This window comes from Rhodococcus sp. NPDC019647 (genome assembly GCF_044389235.1).
In the GTDB taxonomy this organism is placed as follows: domain Bacteria; phylum Actinomycetota; class Actinomycetes; order Mycobacteriales; family Mycobacteriaceae; genus Rhodococcus_F; species Rhodococcus_F oxybenzonivorans.
The window spans coordinates 354,354-376,910 of sequence record NZ_JBIRXS010000001.1; the positions used below are offsets into that span (position 1 = coordinate 354,354).

The 22,557-nt window shown below is 66.8% G+C and carries 23 protein-coding genes; 14 read left to right on the forward strand and 9 right to left on the reverse strand.

What is annotated here, in order from left to right:
- Positions 1-16: 16 nt before the first annotated feature.
- The 4 genes from ACH49N_RS01755 to recX all read left to right on the forward strand — a co-directional run bounded on the left by ACH49N_RS01755 (position 17) and on the right by recX (position 3,178).
- Positions 17-1,165 (forward strand): nucleotide disphospho-sugar-binding domain-containing protein, encoded by a 1,149-nt coding sequence (locus ACH49N_RS01755; protein WP_358270419.1) that lies wholly within the window; start codon positions 17-19, stop codon positions 1,163-1,165.
- 35 nt (positions 1,166-1,200) lie between these two features.
- Positions 1,201-1,395 (forward strand): DUF3046 domain-containing protein, encoded by a 195-nt coding sequence (locus ACH49N_RS01760; protein ID WP_109330762.1) that lies wholly within the window; start codon positions 1,201-1,203, stop codon positions 1,393-1,395.
- A 213-nt stretch (positions 1,396-1,608) separates the two neighbouring features.
- Positions 1,609-2,652, forward strand: coding sequence for a recombinase RecA (gene recA / locus ACH49N_RS01765; RefSeq protein WP_109330760.1), 1,044 nt, complete (start codon positions 1,609-1,611; stop codon positions 2,650-2,652).
- A 10-nt stretch (positions 2,653-2,662) separates the two neighbouring features.
- Positions 2,663-3,178, forward strand: coding sequence for a recombination regulator RecX (recX, locus tag ACH49N_RS01770; RefSeq protein ID WP_358270417.1), 516 nt, complete (start codon positions 2,663-2,665; stop codon positions 3,176-3,178).
- Positions 3,179-3,239: 61 nt separating this feature from the next.
- Here the strand turns inward: recX and ACH49N_RS01775 are convergent, their stop codons facing one another.
- The 4 genes from ACH49N_RS01775 to ACH49N_RS01790 all read right to left on the reverse strand — a co-directional run bounded on the left by ACH49N_RS01775 (position 3,240) and on the right by ACH49N_RS01790 (position 6,561).
- Positions 3,240-4,142: an amino acid ABC transporter permease gene (locus tag ACH49N_RS01775; RefSeq protein WP_159926313.1), complete on the reverse strand. Its 903-nt coding sequence runs from the start codon at positions 4,140-4,142 to the stop codon at positions 3,240-3,242.
- A complete protein-coding gene (locus ACH49N_RS01780) occupies positions 4,139-4,819 on the reverse strand; it encodes an amino acid ABC transporter permease (RefSeq protein WP_109330755.1) in 681 nt (226 codons plus the stop codon). Before ACH49N_RS01780 ends, ACH49N_RS01775 begins: the two co-directional genes overlap by 4 nt.
- Positions 4,820-4,909: 90 nt before the next feature.
- Positions 4,910-5,743: a glutamate ABC transporter substrate-binding protein gene (locus ACH49N_RS01785; RefSeq protein ID WP_159926315.1), complete on the reverse strand. Its 834-nt coding sequence runs from the start codon at positions 5,741-5,743 to the stop codon at positions 4,910-4,912.
- 89 nt (positions 5,744-5,832) lie between these two features.
- Positions 5,833-6,561, reverse strand: a complete 729-nt coding sequence (locus ACH49N_RS01790; protein WP_109335165.1) for an amino acid ABC transporter ATP-binding protein — start codon at positions 6,559-6,561, stop codon at positions 5,833-5,835.
- A 208-nt stretch (positions 6,562-6,769) separates the two neighbouring features.
- Here ACH49N_RS01790 and miaB point away from each other — a divergent pair, with 208 nt between their 5' ends.
- Both miaB and ACH49N_RS01800 read left to right on the forward strand, forming a co-directional pair.
- Positions 6,770-8,287, forward strand: coding sequence for a tRNA (N6-isopentenyl adenosine(37)-C2)-methylthiotransferase MiaB (miaB, locus tag ACH49N_RS01795; protein WP_358270414.1), 1,518 nt, complete (start codon positions 6,770-6,772; stop codon positions 8,285-8,287).
- Positions 8,284-8,889 carry a hypothetical protein gene (locus tag ACH49N_RS01800; RefSeq protein ID WP_213571737.1) on the forward strand — a complete coding sequence of 202 codons (606 nt, stop codon included), beginning with the start codon at positions 8,284-8,286 and terminating at the stop codon, positions 8,887-8,889. The genes miaB and ACH49N_RS01800 overlap by 4 nt, the downstream gene beginning before the upstream one ends.
- An 18-nt stretch (positions 8,890-8,907) precedes the next feature.
- Here the strand turns inward: ACH49N_RS01800 and ACH49N_RS01805 are convergent, their stop codons facing one another.
- On the reverse strand, positions 8,908-10,293 hold the full coding sequence (locus tag ACH49N_RS01805) for a DUF349 domain-containing protein (RefSeq protein ID WP_159926321.1): 1,386 nt from the start codon (positions 10,291-10,293) through the stop codon (positions 8,908-8,910).
- Positions 10,294-10,495: 202 nt separating this feature from the next.
- Between ACH49N_RS01805 and ACH49N_RS01810 the strand changes: the two genes are divergently transcribed.
- From ACH49N_RS01810 to ACH49N_RS01845, 8 genes are all read left to right on the forward strand, one after another.
- Complete coding sequence (locus tag ACH49N_RS01810; RefSeq protein ID WP_358270413.1) at positions 10,496-11,212, forward strand: class III extradiol dioxygenase subunit B-like domain-containing protein; 717 nt, start codon at positions 10,496-10,498, stop codon at positions 11,210-11,212.
- On the forward strand, positions 11,209-12,138 hold the full coding sequence (gene miaA / locus ACH49N_RS01815; RefSeq protein ID WP_358270411.1) for a tRNA (adenosine(37)-N6)-dimethylallyltransferase MiaA: 930 nt from the start codon (positions 11,209-11,211) through the stop codon (positions 12,136-12,138). Before ACH49N_RS01810 ends, miaA begins: the two co-directional genes overlap by 4 nt.
- Positions 12,135-12,983, forward strand: a complete 849-nt coding sequence (locus ACH49N_RS01820) for an RNA methyltransferase (RefSeq protein ID WP_250763904.1) — start codon at positions 12,135-12,137, stop codon at positions 12,981-12,983. The genes miaA and ACH49N_RS01820 overlap by 4 nt, the downstream gene beginning before the upstream one ends.
- Before the next feature lie 60 nt (positions 12,984-13,043).
- Positions 13,044-13,913 (forward strand): diaminopimelate epimerase, encoded by an 870-nt coding sequence (dapF, locus tag ACH49N_RS01825; protein ID WP_358270408.1) that lies wholly within the window; start codon positions 13,044-13,046, stop codon positions 13,911-13,913.
- Positions 13,914-13,971: 58 nt separating this feature from the next.
- On the forward strand, positions 13,972-15,426 hold the full coding sequence (gene hflX, locus ACH49N_RS01830) for a GTPase HflX (protein ID WP_213571743.1): 1,455 nt from the start codon (positions 13,972-13,974) through the stop codon (positions 15,424-15,426).
- A complete protein-coding gene (locus ACH49N_RS01835) occupies positions 15,419-16,534 on the forward strand; it encodes a hypothetical protein (protein WP_358270406.1) in 1,116 nt (371 codons plus the stop codon). The genes hflX and ACH49N_RS01835 overlap by 8 nt, the downstream gene beginning before the upstream one ends.
- A gap of 137 nt (positions 16,535-16,671) precedes the next feature.
- The gene (locus ACH49N_RS01840) at positions 16,672-17,016 is read left to right on the forward strand and encodes a YciI family protein (protein WP_159926331.1); all 345 of its coding nucleotides are present in this window, start codon (positions 16,672-16,674) and stop codon (positions 17,014-17,016) included.
- Positions 17,013-18,287: an RNA polymerase sigma factor gene (locus ACH49N_RS01845; RefSeq protein ID WP_397504408.1), complete on the forward strand. Its 1,275-nt coding sequence runs from the start codon at positions 17,013-17,015 to the stop codon at positions 18,285-18,287. The genes ACH49N_RS01840 and ACH49N_RS01845 overlap by 4 nt, the downstream gene beginning before the upstream one ends.
- Before the next feature lie 88 nt (positions 18,288-18,375).
- On the opposite strand, the gene ACH49N_RS01850 is transcribed toward ACH49N_RS01845, so the two are convergent.
- The 4 genes from ACH49N_RS01850 to ACH49N_RS01865 are packed head-to-tail and all read right to left on the reverse strand — an operon-like array spanning position 18,376 to position 22,510.
- A complete protein-coding gene (locus ACH49N_RS01850; RefSeq protein WP_109330731.1) occupies positions 18,376-18,633 on the reverse strand; it encodes an HPr family phosphocarrier protein in 258 nt (85 codons plus the stop codon).
- A 44-nt stretch (positions 18,634-18,677) separates the two neighbouring features.
- On the reverse strand, positions 18,678-20,750 hold the full coding sequence (locus ACH49N_RS01855) for a fructose-specific PTS transporter subunit EIIC (RefSeq protein ID WP_358270402.1): 2,073 nt from the start codon (positions 20,748-20,750) through the stop codon (positions 18,678-18,680).
- A gap of 15 nt (positions 20,751-20,765) precedes the next feature.
- Entirely contained in the window at positions 20,766-21,746 is a 981-nt protein-coding gene (gene pfkB / locus ACH49N_RS01860; protein ID WP_159926333.1) for a 1-phosphofructokinase, read from the reverse strand.
- On the reverse strand, positions 21,743-22,510 hold the full coding sequence (locus ACH49N_RS01865) for a DeoR/GlpR family DNA-binding transcription regulator (protein WP_159926334.1): 768 nt from the start codon (positions 22,508-22,510) through the stop codon (positions 21,743-21,745). The genes pfkB and ACH49N_RS01865 overlap by 4 nt, the downstream gene beginning before the upstream one ends.
- Between the last annotated feature and the right edge of the window lie 47 nt (positions 22,511-22,557).

Genomic DNA, 22,557 nt, shown 5'->3' on the forward strand with positions numbered 1-22,557 from the left:
GTGACACCCTGTGCTCGTGCGAGTCGCTGTGGTCGCCGGGCCGGATCCCGGACATGCCTTTCCCGCCCTTGCCTTGTGCCTGGCATTCATCGAGGCGGGCGAGGAACCGGTCCTGTTCACAGGCGCCCGCTGGATCGAGCCGGCACGGGCAGCCGGAGTGCCCACCGAACTGCTGAGGGGCCTCGCACCGCGGCCCATCGATGACGACCTCGACGCAGGTGCGCGCATCCACGGACGGGCCGCGCACATCTCCACCGAACTCTTGCCCGACCTGCGCGCGATGAACCCCGACCTGGTGGTCTCCGACATCCTCACCGCGGGCGGAGGAATGGCCGCCGAGAGGTTGGGGATCCCCTGGATCGAACTGTCACCCCATCCGCTCTACGCACCGTCGAAGGGATTGCCGCCCATCGGTAGTGGTCTCGCTCCCGGGACCGGTGTCCGCGGCCGGATTCGCGATACCCTCATGCGGGCCGCGACGGCACGATCGATCCGGCAGGGTGAGCGGCAGCGCGCGCAGGCGCGCGTCAGTGTCGGACTGCCGAACGAGGACCCGGGCCCTGTGCGCCGACTTATCGCCACCCTCCCTGCGCTCGAGGTGCCGCGACCCGATTGGCCTGCGGAGACGTATGTGGTCGGCCCGCTGTTGTGGGAACCCACCGACGAGGTGCTACCGGTCCCCGACGGCAGCGATCCGCTGGTCATGGTTGCGCCGTCCACCGCCTTCACCGGCGCCGAAGGCATGCTCGAAACCACCCTCAGCGGACTCGAGGGAGCCGGAGTGCGGGTGATCGCCTCGATCCTGGAGGGAGCGCCGACGACGGTCCCGGCCTGGGCGCGCGCCGGGCTCGGACGGCAGGACGTCATGTTGCAGCAGGCAGACGTCGTCGTCTGCGGGGGTGGCCACGGGATGCTCGCAAAGGCGCTGCTTGCAGGAGTCCCGGTGGTGGTAGTGCCCGGAGGCGGCGATCAGTGGGAACTGGCCAACCGTGCCGTCCGGCAGGGGAGCGCCGTCATCGTCCGACCACCGAGCCCGGATGCTCTTCGTGCCGCGGTGGAACAGGTGCTGTCCCACGCGGCATTCGCCGAGGCGGCACAACGGGCCGCGAAAACCATCGCCGAAGTCGATGATCCCGTCGAAGTGTGCCGCGGAGCACTGCGATGACAACCCGCCCCGCGCGCGTCCGCTAGCGTGGAAACGTGCGACTGACCGAATTTCACCAACTGGTCCGCGACGAGTTCGGACAGATGCGCGGCGACGCACTGCTCGTCGACCACGTCCTCCTCGGCCTCGGTGGCAAAACCGCCGCCGAAGCCATCGAAGAAGGCCGCGAACCGCGGGAAGTGTGGCGAGAACTTTGCGCCGAATTCGACGTCCCCCCGCAGCGTAGATGAGCGGCACCGCCGCAGTGCAGATGAGCGGCACCAGATGAGCAGCACCGCCGCCTGATCAGACGACCGGCAATCCGGGCGGCGTGTCGAACCCCGATCGCGACAATCGAACACACGTTCCCCTATGCTGGAGATGTTCGGTGGTCACGGTTCTTGTCGGTACCTGGATCTAACCTGACCGCAGAGCACAGACGAACTCGAGAATGGGGACCGACGATGGCACCACAAGCACACGATCGCGACAAGGCGCTCGACCTGGCGCTTGCGCAGATCGACAAGAACTTCGGCAAGGGCTCGGTGATGCGCCTGGGCGAAGGTGTGCGTCAGCCCATCGCTGTCATCCCGACCGGTTCCATCGCGTTGGACGTGGCCCTCGGCATCGGCGGCCTGCCCCGGGGCCGAGTCATCGAGATCTACGGCCCGGAGTCGTCGGGTAAGACCACGGTCGCTCTGCATGCGGTCGCCAATGCCCAGGCTGCCGGCGGCATCGCCGCCTTCATCGACGCCGAGCACGCTCTCGATCCCGACTATGCGCAGAAGCTCGGTGTCGATACCGATGCCCTGCTGGTGTCGCAGCCCGACACCGGTGAGCAGGCGCTCGAAATCGCCGACATGCTGATCCGTTCCGGCGCCCTCGACATTCTCGTGATCGACTCGGTGGCGGCGCTCGTCCCCCGTGCCGAGATCGAAGGCGAAATGGGCGACAGCCACGTGGGTTTGCAGGCCCGTCTGATGAGCCAGGCACTGCGCAAGATGACTGGTGCGCTCAGCAATTCGGGCACCACCGCCATCTTCATCAACCAGCTGCGCGAGAAGATCGGCGTCATGTTCGGTTCCCCCGAAACGACCACGGGTGGTAAAGCGCTGAAGTTCTACTCCTCGGTGCGCCTGGACGTTCGGCGTATCGAGACCCTCAAGGACGGCACGGACGCGGTCGGTAACCGCACGCGCGTCAAGGTCGTCAAGAACAAGGTGGCCCCGCCGTTCAAGCAGGCAGAGTTCGACATCCTCTACGGGCTCGGAATCAGCAAGGAAGGCTCGCTGATCGACATGGGCGTCGAGCACGGGTTCATCCGCAAGTCCGGATCCTGGTACACGTACGAAGGCGACCAGTTGGGCCAGGGTAAGGAAAATGCCCGAAAATTCTTGCTGGAGAACACCGACATCCGGGACGAGATCGAGAAGAAGATCAAGGAGAAGCTCGGGATCGGGGCCGACGTGACCGCTGTGACGGACGACGCTGCCCCGGTCGACTTCTAGGGAAGCGATCGTGCGTCCGACGGGCGAAGGTGGGACGGAGACGCAGGCCAAGGAATTGTGCCTGCGTCTCCTCACGGATCGTGCCCGAAGCAGAGCAGAACTGTCCGAGCGGCTCGCGAAGAAGGGCTACTCGGCCGATATCTCCGAACGTGTACTCGATCGCCTCAGCGAAGTCGGATTGGTCAATGACGCCGACTTCGCCCAGCAATGGGTCCAGTCGCGGCACACCTACTCCGGTAAAGGCAAGCGGGCGCTTGCCATGGAATTACGTCGCAAAGGCATCGGCCAGGAGCACGCCAGCGAGGCGCTCGCACAGATCGACAGCGAAGACGAACGCGAACGGGCCACCGAACTGGTCGCGAAGAAGCTGCGGACGCTTTCCGTCGACGACCGCGACCGGGCAGTTCGACGCCTCGTGTCGATGCTTGCCCGCCGGGGCTTTTCACAAGGAATGGCATTCGAGGTGGTCAAAGAACAGCTCGAGCACCTCGGCGACGATACCGACGGAATGTTCGACGACGAGTGAGCCCCGCAGCATTCCGGGAGCAGCGGCAGGGTGGGACGGCGTTCCGCCCTGCCGCTCCACATCACAGTCTCTTGTCGGTGATGTCCAGTCCCGGAACCGAGACCGCAGGGACGACCCCGATGTCCGCAGGGGGGATCGCTCCACCCTTGCGGCCGGAACGCAGTCGCTTCTCCACTCGGGTCGCCACCACGGTCAGTGTCGAGTTGAGCGCAATCATGATGATGGCCACGACGATCAACGCGGGCAGGTAGTTGCCGTAGAAGGCGCCGAGTTGCTGCCCCGAGCGCACCACCTCCACGTACCCGATGAGGTAACCGAGAGCGGAGTCCTTCAAAGCCACCACCATCTGCGAGATGATGGCCGGCAGCATCGCGGTGACGGCCTGCGGAAGAAGAATCGTCCGCATGATCTGGCCTTTGCGCATACCCAGGGCCATCGCCGCCTCACTTTGCCCCTTGGGGAGTGAGTTGATCCCTGCGCGCACGATTTCGGCGATCACCGAACCGTTGTAGAGAGTGAGACCCACGATGACGGCGGCGAGGGCCAGATACTTCGACTTGAAGACCTCGTATTCGGCGAAGAGCTGGTACGAGAAGATCATCAGAATCAGCACCGGGATGGAACGGAAAAGTTCCACGATCCCGCCGGCAATCCACCGAATCGGGCGATGATCCGACAGTCGGCCGATACCGAGAATCGCGCCGAGAATCAACGCCAACACGATCGACACGGCTGCAGCCACGAGCGTTCCGCGGATGCCGGGAATCAGATACGTGGTCCACGATGTCGACTCGACGAAGGGATTCCACTTCGCGGACGTCAGCTGTCCCTTGTCGTCGAGCGCCACGAAGACGAGGTAACCGATGCCGAGGAGGAGGACGGCCACCGCCACGGAGATCAAGCGGTAGGTGTTCCGCGCGCGGGGTCCGGGGGCGTCGTAGAGGACAGTGGCCGAATTGCTCATCGTGCAACCTCGAATCGCTTGCTCAGGTAGCCGAACAGAAGGCCCATCGGCAGTGTGAGAACCACGAATCCGAGGGCGAAGATGCCACCGACGACGAAGATTGCGGCCTCGTTCTCGATCATCTCCTTCATGAGCAGTGACGCCTCGGCGACGCCGATCACCGAGGCGATCGTGGTGTTCTTGGTCAAGGCGATGAGGACGCTACCCAGGGGTGCGGTCACGGCTCGGAAAGCCTGGGGCAGCACGATCAGGCGCAGATTCTGGGAGAACGTGAGGCCGAGCGACCGTCCGGCCTCGGCCTGCCCGACGTGCACGGTGTTGATACCGGACCGGAGCGACTCGCAGACGAAGGCTGCGGTGTAGATGCTCAAACCCAGAACGGCGAGACGAAAGTTGTTCTCGGTGAAGAAAGTCGGTGACTGTTCGGGGGCGAGAGTGACGCCCATCGTCTGGAAGAGCCCGAACGAACAGAAGATGATGATGAGCGTCAGGGGAGTGTTCCGGAAGATTGTCACGTACGCGGCGCCGACGCCGCGTGCGACGGGAATCGGCGACACCCGCATCGCGGCGAGGATGGTGCCGAGTATCAGCGCGCCGATGGCCGAGAAGGCGGTGAGTTGCACCGTCGTCCAGAAGGCGTCGATCAGCTGATCGCTGTACTTGCTCAGTAGGTCCACTTACCGTCTCCCGAGATCCCGGTGGTTGGAGTCGAACCGTGTCGGACGGCCCGCCGAAGCGAGGCCGTCCGACACGGAGAGAAAAAATACTCAGTAACGATCGACGGTCGGCGGTGCAGGCAGCGGGTAGCCGGAAGCTCCGACGGTGTCGTTGAACGCGGTCTGCCACGAACCGTCCGCGATCATGGCGTCGATGGCGTCGTTGATCTTGCCGCGGGTCTCGTCGTCGCCCTTGGCGAGGCCGATTCCGTACCGCTCCTCGGTGAAGGGTTCACCGACCACCTTCAGCTCACCCGGGTACTGGGCGGCGTAACCGGCCAGGATGATGTCGTCGGTGGTCACGGCGTCGACCGCGCCGTTACGCAGGGCCTCGACACAGGCGGAGTAGGTGTCGAACTCCTGCAGCTGCACATCCTGGGCGTACTGGTCCTTGACCTTCTGCGCAGGAGTGGAACCCGTGACCGAGCACAGCTTCTTTCCACCGCGCAGCGAATCGGGGCCCGTGATGTCGGTGTTCTCCGACTTCACCAGAAGTGACTGTCCCGCAACGAAGTACGGTCCCGCGAAGTCGACCTTTTCCTTGCGGGCGTCCGTGATCGAGTAGGTGGCGACGATGTAGTCGACCTCACCGTTCTGGATCAGGGTCTCGCGCTGCGCGGACGGCGACTCCTTGAACTCGATGTTCTCGGGTGCGACGCCCAGCTTGCCGGCCACATATTCGGCCACCTCGACGTCGAAGCCGCTGAAGCTTCCGTCGGGGTTACGCAGGCCGAGACCGGGCTGGTCGAACTTGATGCCCACGGTCAACTTGCCCTCGGATGCACTCTGAGAAGCGCTCTTCTCCTCACCTCCGCCGCAGCCGGACGCGACGACGGCGACTGCCATGACGCCGATTCCCCAACGAATCGCGCGATTGATCCTCATCGAGTTCCTCTCCATAGAAATAACGGGTTGAGACAGGGGAAGTCCACCGAAGCCCGCGAGCGGATGACCGCCCGCGGCCCTCGACTGGATCAGTGGCTGAGAATCTTGCCGAGAAAGTCCTTCGCGCGCTCCGATTCCGGAGCGGTGAAGAAGGTGCTGGGATCGGAGTCTTCGACGATCTGGCCGTCGGCCATGAACAGGACGCGATCACCGGCCTTGCGGGCGAACCCCATCTCGTGGGTGACCACGAGCATCGTCATGCCTTCCTTGGCGAGCGAGGTCATGACGTCGAGGACCTCGTTGACCATTTCCGGGTCGAGTGCGGAGGTCGGCTCGTCGAACAGCATCACCTTCGGATTCATGGCGAGCGCACGCGCTATTGCTACGCGCTGCTGCTGTCCACCCGACAGCTGAGCGGGGTACTTGTCCGCCTGATTCGCAATACCGACCCGTTCGAGCAGTTGGCGAGCGGTGGCCTTCGCATCCGCGGTGCTCTTCTTCCGGACCTTCATCGGAGCGAGCATCACGTTCTCGAGAATTGTCTTGTGGGCGAACAGATTGAAGGATTGGAACACCATGCCCACGTCCGCGCGGAGCGCTGCCAGAGCCTTGCCCTCGGCGGGCAGGACCTTGCCGTCCACTGCGATGACCCCGGAGTCGATCGGCTCGAGGCGGTTGATGGTGCGGCAGAGCGTCGACTTTCCGGAACCCGAGGGCCCGAGGACGATCACGACCTGCCCGCGCGGAACTTCGAGGTCGATGTCCTGAAGAACATGGAGGGCGCCGAAGTGCTTGTTCACCGATTGCATCGAGATCATGGACGTGGCCGTACCCGTCGGGGGTGTCGGCGTCGCATCGTCGGCTTGCGTCATAGTCGAAGACCCTATGTGGTGGAAGCGGCAGTCTCGACATTTACTCCGAGAATCCTCGGGATGTCACGGAAACTTTACTGCCGGGTGCCGACGGTGTGTCGTGGTGCACAGCGGCCCCGACGAGGCGATTTGTCGAGGCCCGTACCCTGGGAACGTGGACACGATCGACCAGAACTCTCAGCGCAGCTACGAGGTGCGCACCTACGGCTGCCAGATGAACGTGCACGACTCCGAGCGCCTGTCGGGTCTGCTCGAGGACGCCGGGTACACCAAGGCGGCCACCGGGCAGACGCCCGACCTCGTGGTGTTCAACACGTGCGCGGTGCGCGAGAACGCCGACAACAAGCTGTACGGCAATCTGAGTCATCTCGCGCCTGCGAAAGAGAAGAACCCCGACATGCAGATCGCGGTCGGTGGTTGCCTGGCCCAGAAGGACCGCGATGTCGTCGTGAAGAAGGCGCCGTGGGTGGACGTCGTGTTCGGAACCCACAACATCGGGTCGCTGCCTGCGCTGCTGGACCGTGCGCGTCACAACCAGCGAGCCGAGGTCGAGATCCTCGACGCCCTCGAGGCGTTCCCGTCCACGCTGCCCGCGAAGCGAGAGTCGGCGTATGCCGGGTGGGTGTCCATCTCGGTGGGCTGCAACAACACCTGCACGTTCTGCATCGTGCCCGCCCTGCGTGGCAAGGAAGTCGACCGCAGGCCTGGCGACATTCTTGCCGAGGTTCAGGCTCTCGTGAACGAGGGCGTCCTCGAAGTGACCCTCCTCGGCCAGAACGTCAACGCCTATGGCGTGTCATTCGCCGACCCGGAGCAGCCGCGCGATCGGGGGGCGTTCGCCTCACTGCTCCGCGCATGCGGCGAGATCGACGGACTCGAGCGGATCCGGTTCACGTCGCCGCACCCGGCCGAGTTCACCGACGACGTCATCGAGGCCATGGCGGAAACTCCGGCGGTCTGCCCGCAACTGCACATGCCGCTGCAGTCCGGCTCCGACCGCGTGCTGAAGGCGATGCGGCGTTCGTACCGGACGACGCGGTTTCTTGGCATCATCGAGAAGGTCCGCACTGCGATGCCGCACGCGGCGATCACCACCGACATCATCGTCGGTTTCCCCGGTGAGACCGAGGAAGACTTCCAGGGCACACTCGACGTCGTCCGGCAGGCCCGGTTCACCAGTGCCTTCACCTTCCAGTACTCCAAGCGTCCGGGCACGCCCGCCGCCGACATGGAGGGTCAGCTCCCCAAAGCCGTCGTTCAAGAACGGTACGAGCGTCTCATTGCACTTCAGGAGGAGATCACGCTCGAGGAGAATCGGAAGCTGGTCGGTGCCGAGGTGGAACTCCTCGTCGCTGCCGGTGAGGGTCGCAAGAACGCGGAAACGTTGCGGATGAGCGGACGCGCCCGCGACGGCAGGCTCGTCCATTTCCGTCCCGAGGGCAACATCGACGGCAACATCCGGCCCGGCGATGTCGTCACCCTGGTGGTGAGCGCGGCGGCCCCGCACCACTTGGTCGCCGACACGCCGGTCCTCACCCACCGTCGCACCCGCGCCGGTGACTCCTTCGAGAAGGGCGTCACCCCCAAGACTCCGCCTATCGGTGTCGGGCTCGGACTCCCGCAGATCGGTGCACCGGCACCACTACCCGCTCAGATGGGATGCAGCGCATGACCTCCTCGCACGACGACGATCGCACCAGCGGGGACAACGGTCCGAGCGGCGAGAGCGATCCGATCGAGAGCTATCTGAAAGATTTCGACGCGGCCGAGAAGAAGGTCGCCGGTGAGATCGACCCGGGAGTGCGGGCGCTGGTCGTCGCGATCGCTGTCGTGATTCTGCTGGGGTCCCTGACCTTGCCGCATTCCGGTGTCGCGAACGGCTGGGAGGTGTTGGTCTACGGGGACGATGCCCGCGCAGAAGTCATCACTTTGCCGTCGCGACTGTTCGTCTGGTTCGAAGTGGTGTTCGGCGTCGTCGCGTCGATGCTGGCGCTGATCACGCGCCGTTGGGCACTGGCCTGGGTTGCGCTCGCGGGAACGGCCGTGTCGATCGTCTTCGGGATGCTCGCCATCTGGACCCGACAGACTCCGGCGCCGGGTGTCGAGGCGGCGGGTCCGGGTATCGGCCTGATCATCGGCTGGCTGACCGTGATCGTACTGACCTTCCACTGGCTGAAAGTCGTGTGGAGCAGGACGGCGTTGCAGCTGGCCGCAGAAGAGGAACGCCGCGCCGCTGCCGCCGAAGCGGAGCGACGCGGCGACTGGAACGTCTGAAGACGCCGTTCTCGCGACTTACTGTCCGCTGACGGCGCCTTCCGCGGCCTCGGCCCATTCACGCCACTGCTGCGCCTGAGCGAGCGCACTTTCGGCGTCCTTGGTCTTGCCCGCCGCGGTCGCCTTGGCGGCCTGTTCCTCGAACTGGCTGACGCGTTCGCGGAACTGCGCTGCCCGGGCGAGAGCCTCGGGATCGGTGCGGCGCCACTGTTCGTCGGCGGCGTCGCGCACGCGCTTCTCGATGGCCCGTAACTTGCCCTCGAGGTCGTGCATCCGCTCGCGGGGCACCTTGCCGATGGCATCCCACTTCTCTTGCAAGTCGCGTAGCGCGGCTCGGGCAGCGTCGATGTCCTTGGTGGGATCGATGTGTCCGGCGGACTTCAGCAGCTCCTCCTTCGCGACCGCATTCTCCTCGAACTCGGCGTCGCGTTCGGAGGAGGCGGCGTTGCGCGCGGCGAAGAACATGTCCTGAGCGCCCTTGAACCGCTTCCACAGTGCGTCATCGGCTTCGCGGGGAGCGCGGCCGGCGGCCTTCCATTCGGCGAGGAGATCACGGAACGCCCCGGCGGTGGGTCCCCACTCGGTGGAGTCGGCAAGGGCCTCGGCGCGGGCGACGAGCTCTTCCTTCTTCGTCTTCGCCGCCGCCCGTTCGCGATCGAGTTCGGCGAAGTGCGCGCCGCGGCGTCGGTTGAATGCCTCGCGCGCCTTGGAGTAACGCTTCCACAGCGCATCGTCGACCTTCCGGTCGATTCCGCGAATGGTTTTCCACTCTTCCAGGATTTCGCGGAGGCGATCTCCCGCGGCCTTCCACTGTGTGGATTCCGCGCCGATCCGCTCGGCCTCGGCGGCCAGCTCCTCCTTGCGTTCGGTATGTGCCTGCCGCGACTTTTCCTTCTCGTGTTTCGCGTGCGCGGCGGCTTCGTCCGAGCCGGCGATGACGGCATCGAGTCGGGCAGCGAGCGATTCGATGTCACCGATCACCGCTGCGGTCGGCAACGATTCGGCGAGGGCGATCGCCGCGGCCTTGGTTTTCTTCGCGTCTCCGGCTCCGGAGTTGAGCCGGGCCTCGAGGAGGGCCACCTCGGTGGCGAGGTCGTCGAATCGCCGACCGAAATGTGCCAGCCCCTCGGCAGCGTCACCGGCCTGCCACGAACCGATCTGCCGTTCACCGTCGGCGGTCTTGACCCACGCGGTGCCGTCGTCGTCCACCCGGCCGAACTTGCTGGGGTCGCTCCCGGGCGGGGCTGCGACGGCGGGGGCGGAGAGTGCATGCTTCGGCGTGGGGCCCGGTTTGGGTGCACCCGGTTTCGCGGCGCCGCCCGGTTTAGGGACACTCGGCTTCGGCGTGTCGTGCTGCTCGGCGGCAGGCTCCACGGCGGGCTGTGCGTCGCTACTGTCGGTCATCGCTTCCTCATCTCTGCCGCGCGTCACGGCTGCCTGAACGCATTACCGGCTCCATACCGACCCGGCAGGGCTGGTTCCATTGAACCCGGTACGGGCTCTGGGGACTATTGAATCAGGTCAGACTGGCACCGTTGGTACCGAACGAGTGCAGGCGCCGAATCGGATGTCGGGTCCGTTCGGGCGGTCGACTAGCGTGACGCGTGTGTTCACCGCCGCAATTCTCGTGCCCTCACCGCCGCTTCTGGTCCCTGAACTGGCGGGCGCAGCGGCAGCAGAGACGGCATCGTTGAGGGACGCGGTGGCGGTGGCCGCCAAGGCGTTGTCGGCGCTCTCCTCCGAGTGGGTTGCGGTAGGTGCGGGCGCCACCACCGTCGATGTGCCTTCCGAGGCGCAGGGCACGTACCTGGGCTACGGGGTCGACGTTCGGGTCACGCTGCGGCCCGGACACGCCGAGAATCCGGACCCGGAGCTACCGCTCGCGGCACTGACAGCCGGATGGATACGCGGAACCTGGGCGCCGGACGCGGTGGTCGACGCCCGCATATTAGCCGCCGACCTGCCGGTCGAGCGGTGCGCCGAGTACGGCGCGGCACTGCGGGACTTCCTCGACCGAGATGACGAGCCCCGCGGCCTCGTGATTGTCGCGGACGGGGCCAACACCCTTACCGCGAAGGCGCCGGGTGCGTTCGACCCGCGAGCGGAGGGAGTACAGGCCCGAGTCGATGCGGCGCTGGAATCAGGCGACCGCGATGCTCTTCTCGCCCTCGAACCGGGGCTGTGCAACCAACTGGGGCTCGGTGGACGGGTTCCGTGGCAAGTGCTCGCCGGCGTGTTCGACGCGCCCCCTTCCTCCTGCCGGACGCTCTACAGCGCGGCGCCGTACGGAGTGGCGTACCACGTGGGGGAGTGGCGTCCATGACGTCGCCGGTTCCAGTGGCGGTCGTCGGGCCCACGGCCACCGGGAAATCGGAGCTTGCCCTCGACCTTGCCGAACGGTGGGGCGGGGAGATCGTCAACATCGACGCGATGCAGCTCTATCGCGGCATGGACATCGGAACCGCGAAACTGGCACCCGACGAGCGACGCGGCATCGTGCACCACCAACTCGACGTGCTCGACGTGACCGAGACCGCCACGGTGGCGAACTACCAACGGGCTGCGGTCCGTGACGTGGAGGCGATCGCGGCGCGTGGCGTCGTCCCCATCATCGTCGGCGGATCGATGATGTATGTGCAGTCCCTGCTCGACGAGTGGAGCTTCCCGGCCACCGACCCTTCGGTGCGCGCCCGGTGGGAAGCCGTCCTCGCCGAGCACGGTGTCGCCGCAGTACATGCGGAGCTGAGCCGGGTGGATCCTGATGCCGCCGCATCCATCCTTCCGACCGACGGCAGACGTCTGGTGCGGGCCCTCGAGGTCGTCGAGATCACCGGTCGGCCGTTCTCGGCGTCTGCGCCCCGCATCGGTGAACCACGCTGGGGCACACGCATTGTCGGTGTCGACAGGGAGACCGCGGAGCTCGATAAACGCATCGGACTCCGGACCGAGCTGATGTTCGATCGCGGTCTCGTGGAGGAGGTGCGCGGTCTGATCGACGTGGGCCTGCGGGAAGGGGTGACCGCACCGCGCGCCATCGGCTACGCGCAGGTACTCGCGTGGATCGACGGGGAATACGACTTGGACGAGGCCCGGGAGCGCACGTTCATCGGGACTCGTCGCTATGTGCGCCGTCAGCGGTCGTGGTTCCGCCGGGACACGCGTATCCGCTGGGTCGACGGCAGCGATCCACACCTCGCCGACACGACCGTCCGAATGCTGCAACAACCGCCGACACCGGGAGAACGATGAGCCGCACGCCGTCCGGACGGAACCGCCCGACCTCGAATCTCCTGGTCACCGCTCGCAATGCCCGCTTCCAGCAGTGGCAGTCCTACCTCACCAACCGCAGCAAACGCTCGAAAGCGGGGCGCTTCTTGATTCAGGGTGTGCGCCCCCTCACGCTGGCGCTCGACTACGAGTGGCCGATCGAATCGCTGCTGTACCGCGTCGACGGCCCACCCCTGTCGGAGTGGGCCCGCGACGTACGCGGCGCCCGGTCGATCGAACAGATCGGTGTCAGTGCCGAACTGATGGGGGAGTTGGGCGAGAAGGCCGACACCGCCCCGGAACTGATCGCCGTGGCGAAGATCCGCGCACCGCGACTGAAAGATCTGCAGCTGCAGGCGAGTCCGCTGATCGTGGTCTTCGACCGGCCGAGCTCGCCGGGCAACCTCGGCACCCTTGTCCGGTCCGCCAACGCATTCGGTGCCGACGCGGTCGTCGTGGTAGGGCACGGCGCCGACCCGTTCGACCCGCAGAGCGTGCGCGCCTCCACCGGTTCGCTCTTCGCGATGCCGGTCGTCACCGTGTCCTCGGTCGACGACATCCTCGCCTTCCGGGACGCACGTCGAGCGGCCGGCACCGATCTGCACATCGTGGGAACGGATGAGACAGGTTCCGTCACGATCGACGCCCACGACTTCACCGGAGGCACACTTCTGGTGATCGGCAACGAGACTCGCGGCATGAGCGCCGCGTGGCGAGCGGCCTGCGACACCGTGGTCAACATTCCCATCGGCGGCGCCGCCAGTTCGCTCGGTGCACCGTCGGCCGGTGCCGTGGCTCTCTATGAAATCGCCCGGCAGCGACGATGAGCGGCCGCGGACAAGCGCGGTCCGGGTGGGCGCGCACCCCGGTTGGATAAGGTGGGACCCATGGACTTCAGCAAGGGGCACGGAACCGAGAACGACTTCGTCGTCCTTCCCGATCTCGACGTGCGCCTCGACCTGACGGTGCCGCGGGTGAAGGCACTGTGCGATCGCCGGCGCGGACTCGGCGCCGACGGCGTCCTGCGGGTCGCCAAGGCGGGCGCGCTCGCCGAGGCCGGTGTCCTCGCCGACCTGCCCGACGGAACGTCCGCCGACGACTGGTTCATGGACTACCGCAACGCGGACGGTTCTCTCGCCGAGATGTGTGGCAACGGCGTCCGGGTTTTCGCCCACTACCTTCTGTCCACCGGACTCGAGACACGCGACGAGTTCGTGGTCGGCAGCCGTGCCGGGGGTAAGCCTGTCGTCGTCCACTCGGCCGCGGGTCCGCTCGGTGAGGTGACCGTCGACATGGGAAAGGTTCGCGACCTCGGATCGAGCGCTGCCACCCTCGACGGCAAAGTGTTCAACGGAATCGGCATCGACGTCGGAAATCCGCATCTGGCGTGCGTCGACCCCCACCTCACCGCCGCATCACTCTCCGCGCTCGACCTGACCGCCGCGCCCGGTTTCGACCCCGGCTTCTTCCCGCACGGCGTCAACGTCGAGATCCTAACCCGCATCGATTCGGGTGCAGTCGACATGCGGGTCCACGAGCGTGGGGTCGGGGAGACACGCTCCTGCGGGACCGGAACGGTCGCCGCGGCAACAGCTGCTTTGCGTCACGAGGGCGCCGACTCGGGGGAAGTCATCGTCCGCATTCCCGGTGGTCAGGTCACTGTTTCGCTGTCCAACGGACGGGCGACCCTACGCGGGCCGTCCGTCCTGGTGGCGTCGGGCACTGTCGACGATTCGTGGTGGAACGCGCTCACCTGATCGCCCTGCGCGAAATGGACGTGCGCACCCTCGACATTCCGTGGGATCATGAGGGTGTATGACGAAATCACATCGCACAGAAGAATCGCCGATCTCGGACTCCGGTGAGTTCGCCCACGACGATGGGCGGCCCTCGGTCGGCGAGATGCAACTCGAGGATCGCAGCGCGCTGCGCCGAGTTGCCGGCCTGTCCACCGAACTCACCGACGTCACCGAGGTCGAGTACCGACAACTCCGACTCGAACGCGTGGTCCTGGTCGGTGTCTGGACTCAGGGCACCGCAGCGCAGGCCGAGTCGAGCATGGCCGAACTGGCCGCTCTCGCCGAGACCGCGGGATCCGAGGTCCTCGAAGGCCTCGTGCAGCGGCGGGACAAGCCTGATGCCGCCACCTACATCGGCTCGGGTAAAGCGCAGGAGCTACGCGAGGTCGTCTTGTCCACCGGGGCGGACACCGTCATCTGCGACGGTGAACTCACTCCTGCGCAGCTCACCGCACTGGAGAAGGTCGTCAAGGTCAAGGTCATCGACAGGACGGCCCTGATCCTCGACATCTTCGCCCAGCACGCCACCTCCCGAGAGGGCAAGGCCCAGGTGGCGCTGGCCCAGATGGAATACATGTTGCCGCGTCTGCGCGGCTGGGGTGAGTCCATGTCCCGGCAGGCCGGTGGTCGCGCCGGCAGCAACGGTGGTGTGGGTCTGCGCGGACCGGGTGAGACCAAGATCGAGACCGACCGGCGTCGCATCCGTGAGCGGATGGCGAAGCTGCGGCGCGAGATCAAGGGTATGAAGGCCGCCCGCGACACCAAGCGCACCCGGCGCCTGCGCAGTGAGGTGCCGTCGATCGCCATCGTCGGTTACACCAACGCCGGAAAGTCGAGTTTGCTCAACGCGCTCACCGGCTCCGGGGTGCTCGTGCAGAACGCCCTGTTCGCCACCCTCGACCCGACCACCCGTCGGGCTGCGCTCGACGACGGCCGCGAGTACATCCTCACCGACACCGTCGGTTTCGTGCGGCACCTGCCCACGCAGTTGATCGAGGCCTTCCGGTCCACACTCGAGGAGGTGACGGATGCGGATCTTCTGCTGCACGTGGTGGACGGGTCCGACCCGTTGCCGCTCGATCAGATCCGCGCCGTCCATGCCGTGATCACCGAGGTGATCCGGGAGAACGACGCGCCGGCGCCGCCCGAACTCATCGTGGTGAACAAGATCGACGCAGCCGATCCGGTCACGTTGACCCAGCTCCGCGGACTGTTGCCCGGTGCGGCGTTCGTCTCCGCCCGCACGGGTGAGGGAATCGCCGAACTGCGGACACAGCTCGACGAGGTGCTGCTCAGACCCGAGATCGAGGTCAACGTGCGTCTCCCGTATTCGCGGGGCGATCTCATGGCCCGGATCCACTCCGACGGACAGATCCTCGAATCCTCGCACGAGGAGGACGGCACGTTGATCCACGCGCGTGTGCCGCAGGCCCTGGCGTCGGCGCTGCTGCAGTACGCCGGCAGTGCCTGAGCGGTCCCGGTGGTTGACTGCGGGAGTGGTCGCAGTCGTGGCCGTCTGTGCACCCCTGGTGACTACCGGGTCGGGTTCGGCGCAGCCGATCCTGGGTGATCAGATCACCGTGGAAGCGTCCGACTTCGAACCGTTCTGCATCCCGCACACAGTCGATCCGGGATCGATCCCCGACGAAGCGTCGCTCGACGAGTTGTCCGGACTGGTGTCGGTGGGGGGCCGGTCCTACGCGGTCGGTGACAGCGGCTCCGATCGTGCTGTCGCGGACCTGGACGGCTCCTGCGGCGTCACCGGCTGGCTGTCGGTGCCCGTCGATCCCTACGACGTCGAGGATCTGGCAACCGGCCCGGACGGGCGTCTGTGGCTGGCCGACATCGGCGACAACGGTCGCAAGCGGGAGACGGTCGCGCTGATCGGAATGGACCGCGCGACCGGGGCGGGGCAATTGCACCGGCTCACGTATCCGGATGGCCCGCACGACGCCGAGACGGTGCTGGTCCAGCGTGACGGCACACCGCTGATCGTGACGAAGGAGGTCTTCGGGCCGGGCATCGTGTACCGGCCTGCGGGAGGACTTTCTGTCGACGCCTTGGCCAGTCCCGGGCCGACCCCGCTCGAGAGGGTGGGGTCACTCGACGTCGCGGAACCGAACGGGGCCGGCAATGCGACCACGGGCGCAGGCACCACGGCCCCGGCGATGTATTCCACCATGCTCACCGGAGGTGCGGTATCCGCGGACGGAACCGTTGCGGCGGTGCGCAGTTACTCCGACGTGTTCCTGTTCGCCGCCCCGGATGGTGATGTCGCGGCGGCTTTGGCCGCGGGTCCCACCGTCCGGGTGCACCTGCCTGCGCAGCCGCAAGGTGAGGCGGTGGCGTTCACCGAGGACGGGGATCTTCTCATTGCCTCCGAGGCGCGGGACGGTCCCATACCCCCGGTTCAGGTGCTCCGAGGGGCGGTGGCGATGGCGCAGGGTCACGCCTCTTCCGCAGCGGTGCCCGATGAGGAGAAGAGTTCCTCCGCCGGGCTGTCGATCGGAGTGGGGGCAGTCGCGTTGTGCGGGCTCATCGCGGTCGTGGCCTACGCGTGCCTTCGGCGCCCCCGCTGAATAGGTGCGGCGTGAGGGCCGATCGCCCAAAATAGCCCCGATCGCAACAATGTTCTGAAGGGCGTGTCGATTCTGCTGCGTCCCGTTCGTCGTCATGGTGTACGGCAACCGTGCCGGAACGACAAGAGGAGTCGAACATGAAATACATGATGCTGATCAACGCCGCTTCGGCGGATGCGACCTCCCAGTGCACCGTCGAAGACTGGATGGTCTACGACAAGCAGGTCACCGAGGCAGGCATCGTGGTCGCGAGCGAGTCGCTGGCCGACCTGACCACCGCTACGACGGTGCGCGTCGGGCCCGACGGTGACCGGTCGATCACCACGGACGGGCCCTTCGCCGAGACCCGCGAGGTGCTGGGCGGCTTCTATGTCATCGACGTGCCGGACCTCGACGTCGCACTCGATTGGGCGGCCCGCTGTCCCGGCGCACGCGGGGGCGGTTCCGTAGTGGTGCGACCGATCGCGGACTTCGGGGCCTGACCGTGAGGGACGAGGGGACGCCTGGGATCGAACGGACAGTCGAGTCTGTGTTCCGCGAGGAACGCGGTCGGTTGCTGGCGTCGCTCGTCCGTCGCTTCGGCGATCTCGACCTGGCCGAAGAGGTGTCTTCCGAAGCGATCGAGGCCGCGCTCGTTCATTGGCCGGTGCAAGGTGTGCCTGCCAAGCCGGGGGCGTGGCTTCTGACCACGGCGCGGCGACGGGCGGTCGACCGGTTGCGGCGCGACAAGTCCTATGCCGCCCGGCTCGCAGTCCTCCAAGTCGAGGCTGATCGGGCCGATCCCGTCGCACCCGTGGAGGTCGGCAGCGACCTGCCGGACGAGCGGCTGCAGCTCTTCTTCACCTGTGCCCATCCGGCCCTTCCCGCCGAAGATCGGGGTGCCCTGACGCTGCGTTGCCTCGCTGGCCTGACGACGCCGGAGGTTGCGCGGGCATACCTCGTTCCGACCGCGACGATGGCCCAGCGGATCGTGCGGGCGAAGAAGAAGATTCGTGACGCTCGGATTCCGTTCCGTGTTCCCGGCGCCGACGAGCTCCAGGAACGCCTCCCGGGAGTGCTTCAGGTCATCTATTCGATCTTCACCGAGGGTTACGCAGCGAGTTCGGGCCCGGACCTGCAACGGCTCGATCTCGCCGAGGAAGCGATCCGGCTGGGGTGCATCCTTCGTAGGTTGTTACCCGCCGAACGAGAGGTCGCCGGGCTCCTCGGACTGATGCTGTTGATTCATGCTCGGCGCGCGGCCCGAACTGGCCCGGATGGAGAAATTGTGCTGCTCGAGGACCAGGACCGCGGACGCTGGGATCGCGCGTCGATCGAGGAGGGCAGCGCGCTGGTGCTGACCGCGCTGACCGGTGGCCCGCCCGGGCCTTACGGAGTGCAGGCGGCGATCGCTGCACTCCACGACGAGGCGGCGGACGTGGCGACCACCGATTGGCCGCAGGTCGTGGCGCTGTACGACGTCCTGTTCGCGATCGCACCGTCGCCGGTGGTGGCCCTCAACCGGGCGGCCGCGGTGGCGATGCGCGACGGAGCCGAAGCAGGATTGGCGTTGGTGGAGGAGCTGGACCACGAGCCTCGGCTGCGCGGCTATTACCCCTACCCGGCCACCCGGGGTGAGCTGCTGCGCCGCCTCGGTCGGTTTTCCGAGGCCGCGGCGGCGTACCGGGAGGCGCTCGCCCTCGTCGGCACGGAACCCGAACGCCTGCATCTGCAGCGGAGACTGACCGCTGTCGAAGCCGGCGGCGCGGGGTAGCAACGCGAACGGGGCCCTGCCCGGCCGGGTGTGGTGGCGCGTGGCGCGTGCAGGGCTCCGGACGCGGAACGAGGTGGCTTCGTGTGTCCTATGCGTCGAGATCTGCCGCCACCAGTTGAGCCACTTTCTCGACGGCATCCGCATCGTCGCTGGTCACTGTCACATCGGTGCCCTTGGTGGCGCCGAGCGTCATGATGAGGAGTGCGGAGCCGGCATCGACCGGTTCGCCGTCCGCGACCGAGAGGGTGACGGGGACTCCGGCAGCGGCCACCGCTTCGGCGATGACGGCGGCGGGGCGGGCGTGCAGTCCGATGGACGAACCAACGGCGACTGTGGTGCTGGGCATGGATCTCTCCTTGGTCTGTTCGGGTTGTCTCGCGGTGGTATTTCCTATGCTGCGACTGTCGCAACGTCGGGGTCGAGTTCGGCGTCGGACGCGCCGGGTTTGATGAATTCTTTGGCTCCGACGACACAGAGAGCGGCGACGACCACGCCGGCGGCCAGGGCGACCAGGAACCACAGCAGGTTGCCGATGGCGAAGAACACGAAGATGCCGCCGTGGGGTGCGCTCAGGGTCACGTCGAACGCCATGATCAGGCCGCCCGTGACAGCGCCCCCGGCCATCATCGACGGGATCACGCGTAGGGGATCGGCGGCGGCGAACGGGATGGCGCCCTCGGAGATGAACGCCGAACCCAGGAGCCAGGCGGCCTTACCGTTCTCCCGTTCCGCCTCACTGAACAAGCTCGGCCGCAGAACGGTGGAGGCGAGTGCCATGGCCAGCGGCGGAACCATTCCGGCCGCCATGACGGCCGCCATGATGCGGAGTGAGGCGGGATCGTTGACGTTGAGTCCTGCCACCGCGAAGGCATAGGCGGCCTTGTTCACCGGACCACCGAGGTCGAAGCACATCATCAGTCCGAGGATGATGCCGAGGAAGATGACCGAAGTACCGGACAGCCCGTTGAGCCAATTGGTCAGGCCGGACGTGATGGCGGCGAGGGGACGGCCGAGCACCAGGAACATCAGCGCACCCACGATGAGGGTCGCGAAGAGCGGAATGATGACCACCGGCATGAGGCCGCGTAACCACTGAGGAACGGCGATCCGGCTGATCCACAGGGCGACGACACCCGCGATGAGCCCACCGACCAGGCCACCGATGAAGCCGGCTCCGACGAATACTGCTACCGCGCCGGCGGTGAAACCGGGTGCGATGCCGGGTCGGTCGGCTATCGCGAAGGCGATGTAACCGGCCAAGGCCGGAACGAGGAAGCTGAAAGCCAGCGAACCGAGCTGGAACAGCACTGCACCCAGATAGGTGGTGAGACCGCCCTCGGGCAGGCTGCCGAGGGAGTTGTTCAGCACGATGTCCTCGGCGGGTCCGGAGATTTCGTACCCGCCGAGCAGGAAACCGAGGGCGATCAGCAGGCCGCCCGCGGCGACGAAGGGGATCATGTAGCTGACACCGGTCAGCAGGACCTGACGTAGATGGGTGCCCCAGCCGATCGAGCCGGCGGGTTCCGCGGGCTCGGCGGATGCGCTGCCCCCCACCGTCGCGGCCGACGGGTTCATCCCTGCGCGCAGAGCCTCGGTGATCATGACGTCGGGCTCGTTGATTGCGCGCTTGACGCCGGAGGCGACCACGGGCTTGCCCGCGAACCGCTCCTTGCCTTTCACGCCGACATCCGTGGCGAAAATGACAGCGGAGGCGCCTGCGATCAGTCCGGGGGCTAGTGGAGTGCTGCCACTCGAACCCTGGGTTTCCACGTGCACCTTCACGCCCGCACGCTCACCGGCGGCGACGAGGGAGTCGGCGGCCATGTAGGTATGCGCGATTCCGGTGGGGCACGCCGTGACCGCGACGATGTGGCGGGACGCATCCTCGGCGGCCGGTTCAGGTGCGGCGGCGGGTTCGGGTGCGGCGGCGGCCCGTTCGGGTGTGGCGGCAGCGGGCGTCGAGGCCGCGGCAGTGGCCGGCGCCGGGGACAGCACGTCCTGGACGAGGGTGACCACGTCGGCCGGGGCGGACGCCTCGCGCAGTGCACCGACGAAGTCGGGACGCACCAGCGCCCGGGCGAGTGAGGACAGCAACTTCATGTGCTCGGCGCCGGCGCCCTCCGGGGCGGCGATGAGGAACACCAGGTCGGCGGGGCCGTCCGGGGCGCCGAAGTCGACCTTGGGTGCGAGCCGGGCGAAGCCGAGGGAGGCAGCCGACACGGCCTCCGCTCGGCAGTGGGGAATGGCGATTCCACCGGGAAGGCCTGTCGCGGATTGTGATTCGCGTGCCAGCGCGGCGTCGCGAAGAGCGTCCGAATCGGTGGCCCGGCCGGCGTCGGCCAACCGGGTGGAGAGCGCGGCTATCACGTCCTCCTTGGATGCTCCGAGGTCGGAATCCAGGGAGATCAGATCTTCGCTGATGATCTGCGGCCCCGAATCGCGGTCGGGAGTGGAGTGAGACATGGGGTGTCCTTCGGGTCAGGCCGGATCGGGGGCGGGGGAGGTGAGGGCGGTCACAGTGACGGCGTCCCTGTGCACGTGTTCGGGACTCGGCAGGGTGGTACCGGGGAGGGCCGCCGCCGCGCTGCCGTAGGCGACGGCGGATCGTAGGCACTCCGGAGGGGCTGCACCGGCGACGTGCGCCGCCAGGTAACCGGCCAGCGAGGAATCGCCGGCCCCGACGGTGCTTCGCGCGACGATGGGTGGCGGCGTCGCCCACCAGGAACCGTCGTTCGTCACCAGAACGGCACCGGCCGCTCCCAGGGTGACGAGTACCGTCTCGACGCCGCGATCGAGGAGCAGCCTTCCTGCGTGGGCGGCCGCAGTCGGATCGCCCTGCAGCGCGGCCTCTTCGAGTAGGCGACCGTCGTAGCCGGTGAGCTGGGCGAGTTCCTCGCTGTTCGGTTTGACGAGGTCCGGTGCGGCGGCGGGAAAGCGTTCCGCCAAGGCCAGCAGGGGAGCGTCGGAGGTGTCGACCGCCACTTTGCAGGACGCCGAGCGCAGCGACTCGACAAGCGTGGCGTACCAGTCGGTCGGAACACCGGGCGGCAGGGAACCAGCCAGCACGACCCAGTCGGCACGCGCACCGAACTCGGAAAGCGCGGTGTGCAGATCGGCGAGGGACTGAGCCGTCATCGGGACACCGGGTTCGTTGATCTTCGTGGTGGTGCCGTCGGGTTCGGTGATCGTGATGTTGGTGCGGGCCGAGCCGGACATGGCCACGGTGACGTGCTCGATTTTGTTGTCCCTGAGGGTGGACGGCAACGGATCGCCGGCGTTGGCGGGGAGGATCGCCACCGTGGCGACGCCGGCGGAGGTCAGGGCGCGCGCCACGTTGACACCCTTGCCACCCGGATCGTTATGGGTGGCGACAGCGCGAAGGACGGAGCCGCGTTCGAGCCGTCCCCCGAGGGTCACGGTGCGGTCGATACTCGGATTTGCGGTCAGCGTGACGATCATGCGATCACCACCTCGATTCCCTGGTCGTGGAAATGGGCTCGGTCTGCGGGGCTGATGTCGGAATCGGTGACGAGAATGTCGACGCTGTGGATGGGTGCGAAACTCACCAGGTGCTCGCGCCCCACCTTGGACGAGTCGGCCACCACCACGACGTGGTTGGCGCATCGGACCATGGCCCGCTTCACCGCCGCCTCGTCGGTGTCCGGTGTGGACAGACCGTGGCCGACGCTCAGGGCGTTGGTGCCGATGAATGCGACGTCCACCCGAAGAACGTCGAGAATGCGTAATGCCTCCTCGCCGACTGCAGCCTGGGTGACACCCCGCACCCGGCCGCCGAGCAGATGAAGGGTGACCGAGTTCAGTCCGGCAAGCCGGGCGGCAATGGGCACGGAGTTCGTGATCACTGTGAGGTCGGCGTCGGACGGCAGTTCCGGGATGATCCGGCCGGTGGTCGTTCCCGCATCGAACAGCACACTTCCCCCGGAGGGAGGCAGGAACGAGGCCGCGCGCTTGGCGATCCGGTCCTTCTGCTCGGCGCGGGTGTGGTCCCGCTCCGTCATGCCCGGTTCGGTGACCGTGAGAGATCCTGCGGGCACCGCGCCACCATGCACGCGTCGGACGTGTCCCAGCCGCTCGAGCAGGGCGAGATCCCGCCGGACCGTCTCGGTGGTGACGCCGAAGGTGTCGGAGAGATCCGCGACCGACATGCGGCCGCGTTGCGAGATCAGTGTGGTGACTGCCTGCTGACGTTCTTCCGGGTACACCGTCTCCCCGTTCCTTGTCTCGAAGAAGTTCGGTGAGGAAGTCCGAT

Excerpts from the sequence above, each read along its gene's own strand:
- recA (WP_109330760.1), top strand. The coding sequence starts at position 1,609 with ATGGCACCACAAGCACACGATCGCGACAAGGCGCTCGACCTGGCGCTT.
- ACH49N_RS01775 (WP_159926313.1), bottom strand. The coding sequence starts at position 4,142 with ATGAGCAATTCGGCCACTGTCCTCTACGACGCCCCCGGACCCCGCGCG.
- ACH49N_RS01785 (WP_159926315.1), bottom strand. The coding sequence starts at position 5,743 with ATGAGGATCAATCGCGCGATTCGTTGGGGAATCGGCGTCATGGCAGTC.
- ACH49N_RS01790 (WP_109335165.1), bottom strand. The coding sequence starts at position 6,561 with ATGATCTCGATGCAATCGGTGAACAAGCACTTCGGCGCCCTCCATGTT.
- ACH49N_RS01800 (WP_213571737.1), top strand. The coding sequence starts at position 8,284 with ATGACCTCCTCGCACGACGACGATCGCACCAGCGGGGACAACGGTCCG.
- ACH49N_RS01805 (WP_159926321.1), bottom strand. The coding sequence starts at position 10,293 with ATGACCGACAGTAGCGACGCACAGCCCGCCGTGGAGCCTGCCGCCGAG.
- miaA (WP_358270411.1), top strand. The coding sequence starts at position 11,209 with ATGACGTCGCCGGTTCCAGTGGCGGTCGTCGGGCCCACGGCCACCGGG.
- ACH49N_RS01820 (WP_250763904.1), top strand. The coding sequence starts at position 12,135 with ATGAGCCGCACGCCGTCCGGACGGAACCGCCCGACCTCGAATCTCCTG.
- dapF (WP_358270408.1), top strand. The coding sequence starts at position 13,044 with ATGGACTTCAGCAAGGGGCACGGAACCGAGAACGACTTCGTCGTCCTT.
- hflX (WP_213571743.1), top strand. The coding sequence starts at position 13,972 with ATGACGAAATCACATCGCACAGAAGAATCGCCGATCTCGGACTCCGGT.
- ACH49N_RS01840 (WP_159926331.1), top strand. The coding sequence starts at position 16,672 with ATGAAATACATGATGCTGATCAACGCCGCTTCGGCGGATGCGACCTCC.
- ACH49N_RS01850 (WP_109330731.1), bottom strand. The coding sequence starts at position 18,633 with ATGCCCAGCACCACAGTCGCCGTTGGTTCGTCCATCGGACTGCACGCC.
- ACH49N_RS01855 (WP_358270402.1), bottom strand. The coding sequence starts at position 20,750 with ATGTCTCACTCCACTCCCGACCGCGATTCGGGGCCGCAGATCATCAGC.
- pfkB (WP_159926333.1), bottom strand. The coding sequence starts at position 21,746 with ATGATCGTCACGCTGACCGCAAATCCGAGTATCGACCGCACCGTGACC.